At 51.7% G+C, this 5,417-nt stretch carries 2 protein-coding genes and 1 pseudogene; all 3 read right to left on the bottom strand.

What is annotated here, in order from left to right; all coding sequences use genetic code 11:
* Positions 1 to 1,443 (bottom strand): annotated as a pseudogene (locus tag ACEW8P_RS00995) (hypothetical protein); the annotation flags it as partial.
* An 81-nt stretch (positions 1,444 to 1,524) separates the two neighbouring features.
* A complete protein-coding gene (locus ACEW8P_RS00990) occupies positions 1,525 to 4,110 on the bottom strand; it encodes a phosphoenolpyruvate carboxylase (RefSeq protein ID WP_373511246.1) in 2,586 nt (861 codons plus the stop codon).
* A 264-nt stretch (positions 4,111 to 4,374) separates the two neighbouring features.
* A complete protein-coding gene (locus ACEW8P_RS00985; protein WP_373511245.1) occupies positions 4,375 to 5,259 on the bottom strand; it encodes a tyrosine-type recombinase/integrase in 885 nt (294 codons plus the stop codon).
* Positions 5,260 to 5,417: the final 158 nt, after the last annotated feature.

Genomic DNA, 5,417 nt, shown 5'->3' with positions numbered 1-5,417 from the left:
GAATTCTTTTTCAAAAACCGCGTCCGATGTACTCGGGTCGTAGAGCAGTCGGCCCCACAACATATAGTAGTACCACTGCCGCTCGAAAGCATATTCCCACTTCACACTGTCAAGTTTGCTGAAATAATCCAAAGCCGGAATGTAGCATTCCGAACCCAGAAAGTACCCGGCGGTGTAGTCGTGGTCGTTTTGGGCGATGTGTTCGCGAATGAACTCGGGCTGTCCCCAGCGCAAACAGAAGAAATCCTCGTTCCGCGCCATCCAGACGATTTTGTAGTTCTCAGGCTTGGGGTTCCAGTACTTGTCGTGCAGCGGACCGCCGTGGGTTTTGATGAGCTTGGGCGTGCTGTGCGCGTGCGACCAGTTGAATTTCACCTCCACCAGAATGGGTTCTTTAGCCGCGTCGATGCTTTCGATGCCGCGTCGCGTGATGGTTTCCATGTCCGCCGAAGTGGAGCCTTCGGAACGGGTGTTGCCCGAAAACGGCACCCGGTGTATGAGCTTGATCTTACGGCTTGCGTTCTTCATCGCTTCGATGTAGGTGTCGAGCGCCCATTGCTCCCGTTCGGCGGGCGTCATCTTGCCCATTTTCTCGCCCAGGCTGAACCCGAAGCCCGTCAGCTTGGGGTACTCGTCGATGACCTGCGTCAAACTTTCCTTGTTGTACTGCTGCACAACGGGCGAGAGTTCGGCGTCGCCCAGCGGCGTATTCTTATCGTCGGTGGTAGTCAAGTTGTGTTTTTCAAGAAAAGAATCCGGCGCATAGATATTCCAGTTGATGATGTATGTTTCGATGCCACGCTCGTGCGCCATGTCGAAAATGCTCGTGTACAAGTTCCGCCATTCCTTCATCTCTGCGTCGCTGAACATCCGCGCTTCGGGAAAATTCTTAGACTGAATCATGTAGGGAAACGGGTGCAGGTTCCAGAGCGTCAGCGCATTGAATCGGTTCTCGGACATCATGTCCAGGAATTTTTCCCAAAACTCAACTTTCTTGCACGTTTCGGTATGCTGTTGTAGCGCGGGGCCGTCGCGGTACGAAAACCATGGCAGGTTGAATTTGATGGCTCGAAACGCCTGTCCGGCTTTGCCTTCGCGCGGCTGTACATCGGGTAAGGCCGCGCCGCTGCGTACCTGTGCCAACACTTCCTGTCCGCCGTAAATCAGGCCGCGTTTGCCGCCGCCTTGCACAAAAACGGTGTTTTTTTGCTTCGTGATTCGGTAGTCCTCCGGCCCCAAAGCCAGGCTGTCGAGTACGAAAGAAACTTCCCAGGCGACATTTACTGGGTTTTTATTTTGGAAAAATTCAGTGGTGAGTTTTTCGACGATGTAGCTGGCTTGGGGGCTGTTGGTTTTGATTTTTACCGGGGCCTCGGCGTTTGCAAAAGCGCAGAAGAGAGCTGCGAACGCAACCGCAAGAAAATTGTGAGTTTGATTTTTCATGGGATCAGGAAATATGCAAAAAAAGATTCGGCAACTTTTTAGTTGCCGAATCTATCTAAGTAAAAAATAAGAAGCTTATACCTACGCCGAATTCCGCGCTGCGTTGATAATCCCGAACATCGCTCGCATCACGAGTTTGTTCAGCGTCTCTTCCTCAACTCCCCGATCTTCCGGCGAGTCGGATAGCATTTGCAGCGCGTATTGCTGGATGGTGATCAAAGGCAGCACGATGCGCTCGCGAATTTTGATGGACTCGCGCGATACGGCGTTACTTTCCAATAGTTCGTGCTGTCCGGAGATTTTCAGCAGCAGTTCATCGGTCCGCTTAAATTCCTCGTGCATCTTGTCGTAAAAATCGCGGTAGTCCTCCTCGTCGCGCAGGTACGCGGTGGCGGGGAAGAAAGCCTTTGACAGTGACTGCATGGAGTTCTCAACCAGTGTACGGAAAAACAGGGATTTTTTGTACAGCTTCTTGATGTCGTCTAGTTTGCCCGCGTCAGCCAGTTGCTGAATGGCTGAGCCGAAGCCGTAGAAACCCGGCACGTTCTGCTTCATCTGCGCCCAGGAACCCACGAACGGAATGGCCCGTAGATCCTCGAACTTCAAACCCTCACCCGCGGCCCCGCGCTTGGTGGGGCGACTTCCGATATTGGTTTGGCCGTAGAAGCGCAGCGGCGTTTTCTTTTCCAGGTACTTGACAAAAGCCGGGTGGTTTTTCAGGTCCAAATACGACTGGTAGGCGGCTTCGGCGAGTTCTTCCATCAGGGCCTTGTCGGCCTCCGTGAGTTGTTCGTCCTTTCTTCCTGACTTGAACAGGCTGTTTTCGAGTCCGGCGGTGAAAAGGCGTTCGAGGTTGTACATGCCCGTCAGTACCGTGCCGTAGTTGGAGCTGATCGTCTGTCCCTGAACGGTGAGCTGTACTTCTTTGTCCTCAATATCTTTGCCGAGTGAGGCGTAGAAATTCTGGTTGTTGCCACCACCGCGACCGGGAGGGCCACCGCGACCGTCGAAGAAGGTGACTTTAATGCCAAACTCACGCGAGACTTTGGTGAGTTCTTCTTTGGCCCCGTAAATAGACCAGTTGGCCCGTAGGTAGCCGCCATCCTTTGTGCCGTCCGAGAAACCTACCATAATCGTCTGGTGATTTTCGCGGCGGCTAAGGTGAGCGCGGTAGTAATCGTCCTCGTACAAGACCCGCATGACATCGGCGGCATTGGCGAGATCGTCCACCGTTTCAAAGAGTGGCACTACGTCCAGCGTCAGATGGCCCTTCTCGTCGGCGATCAGGTTTTTAGCCAAGGCCACCACGCCCATCACGTCGATAGCCGTGCGCGAATTGCTGATGACATAGCGGTGAGCACCCGGTACACCGTTGCGCTCCTGAACGGTCGCGATTGTGCGGATCGAACCCAAAATATCCTTGGTCGTGACGTCCTCGTAATCATCCTCTCGGAGAGGAATATTGAGCGAAAGCAGCATTTTGATTTTGCGGGCTTCATCCCAATTCTGGTAGTCGTCGTATTTCAGCAGCGGAATTTTCGATTCCAGCCTTTTCAGAATATCCTCCCAGGCTTTAAGGTGCTTGCGGCTATCCTGCCGAATGTCCAGGCTGGCGAAGAAGAACCCAAATAGCTTCACCTTCAGGATGAAATCATCCAAAATATCCAGGAAAAGCCCCTGGTGCCTATCTACAAGTACCTGTCGCGCCCGTTGTAGTTCGGCCATGAGTTCGTCGGCGTTTTGGTAGCCTTCCTTCTCGGGGCCAAAAATGGTGCTGTTCATCTTGCGTTCCATCGTGGCGACGGTATCCTCCACGCCTTTGAAGGTCAGGCGGCGCTTCAGGTTGCGGATGTCGCGGTAGTAGCCGCGCAGCAAAGAGTCGCGTAGTTTGGTGGCTACTTTAAGTGTGATGTCGGCGTTGACGAACGGGTTGCCGTCCCGGTCGCCGCCGGGCCAGAAACCTAGCCGGAATACATTAGGATACGGCCAGTCGTGAGCCGACATGCCCAGGTTATCAATAAGTTTTTTGAGAATAGCCGGGATGGCGTCATAAAATACATTTTCCAAAAACCAGGTCAGACTCACCGCCTCGTCGTAAGGCGTGGGCTTGGTGTGGTTGATAAAGGCGGTTTTACCCAATTGCAGAATCAACTGGTTGACTGCCGTGAAGTCGTTCTCCCGAATGGATTCTTCCAGGTCGTTGATGATGCCCAGTACTTTGCCCGGATAAAACTGCGTGGGGTGAGCCGTCAGGACGATGCGAACGCTAAAATCCTGTAATTTGTCCAGCATTTTCTTCCGCAATGCGTCTGAGTCGAGACGGTCGGCCAGGAATTTGGCCGAGCCTTTGCCGTCCATTTCGTGGGTATCGTCGAAGGCGGCGTCCTCCACCGAATCGAATAAAACTACCTGCCGCTCAATGTATTGAATAAAACCAAACAGCAAATCCATGCGCTGTTTGGTTGTAGCTTCTTCCAAATACTCGCTGAAAAAATGCTCGATGATCTGGCGCGGCGACTTGTTTTTCTCGAAGCCCTCTTCGCATTTTTGCGTCAGCAGCGGCAACAGCGAACCCGTCTGAAAAACACCGCGGTACGGCAAACTCAAGAACAGGCTGTTGAAAATATTGTACTTCGTAACGACGGCTTCCTGGAAAACTTGATTCATTTATTTAGTTGAAAATGGAGAATTGAGAGTTGAGACGGGGTAGCCCATGCTGTCGAGAGTGCACAATTGTCGGATTAAGAAACGTGCTTTATTCTCCCTCTTTACAAAATTTAGTTTATGCTTTACAAGCAAATATACCTTGAAAATATTGGTTTTGAAGGCCTAGAGTAGAATTTTTAAGAAGAGCAAATTGCGTAAAAACCTGTCTTACAGAGAGCCACACCCTTTTCACTTTAAACCGTCCACTGTCCACTGTCCACTAAACTAAGCTTTCGGGTGCGCCTGCTGGTGTGATTTTTTGAGCTTTTCGATGGAATTGTGGGTATAAATTTGGGTGGCGGCGAGGTTGGCGTGGCCGAGGAGTTCCTTGATGGCGTTAAGGTCGGCCCCACGGTTGAGTAGGTGCGTGGCGTAAGTGTGTCGCAGCACGTGTGGGCTTTTTTGAGACAGGGTCGTGACAGCGGAGAGGTACTTTTTGACGGTTCTCTGCACAAAAACTGGATAAGCAGCTTTACCCTTGTCGGTCAGAATAAGGCAGTCGTTACTTTCAGCGGAAATTCTTGCTTCTATGTATTGCGTAAGCAATTTGGTGAGCGAGTTTGTGATCGGAATAAGCCGCTCCTTCGAGCGCTTGCCCATCACCCTCACCAAACGCGATCCAGTATCTATATTATCGACTTTTAGAGCCAAAAGTTCTGAAAGTCGCATGCCGGTTCCGTACAGCAATTCCAGAATTAGGCGATCACGCAGTCCGGAAAAATCTTCGGTGAACGAGATTTCACCAAATAACAACTCCATCGCTTTTTCTTCCACGAAGGCCGGTAGTTTCCGCTTGGTCTTGAGCGACTGCAAGTTACGGGCAGGATTATCGGCGATGAGCTGGCGGCGGCGCAAGAAGCCGTAGAAAGAGCGCAGAGTGGCCATTTTGCGGTTGACCGAAGTGGTGTTCAGTCCTTCCTCTACCAAACTCACCACCCACGAGCGCAGCATGGGAGCCGTAGCTGTTTCGGGCTTGTCGCACTCGTACTGAAATAGCAAGTACTTGGACAACTGATCCAAATCGCTGGCGTAAGCCGTGAGCGTGTGTTCGCTCAGGCGCTTTTCGTAACGCAGATGGTCAAGGAAGGTTATAGTTCGTTCAGCGCTCATAGTACTTCCGGGGCGACCCCTTAGATTTGTGAGATAATCATTAACTTTAAAAAGTACAATACCAGAAGATCCGAAGGAGTGAGCGGTGAACTACGGGGCGGCCTATCAAACAGAACTATGCTCGGAATTAGTCCCTCACACCTTTTCACTGATCGGTT

The sequence above is a fragment of the Persicitalea sp. genome (genome assembly GCF_041751555.1).
Classification (GTDB): Bacteria; Bacteroidota; Bacteroidia; order Cytophagales; family Spirosomataceae; genus Persicitalea.
This window is presented reverse-complemented; position numbering and strand designations above follow the sequence as displayed.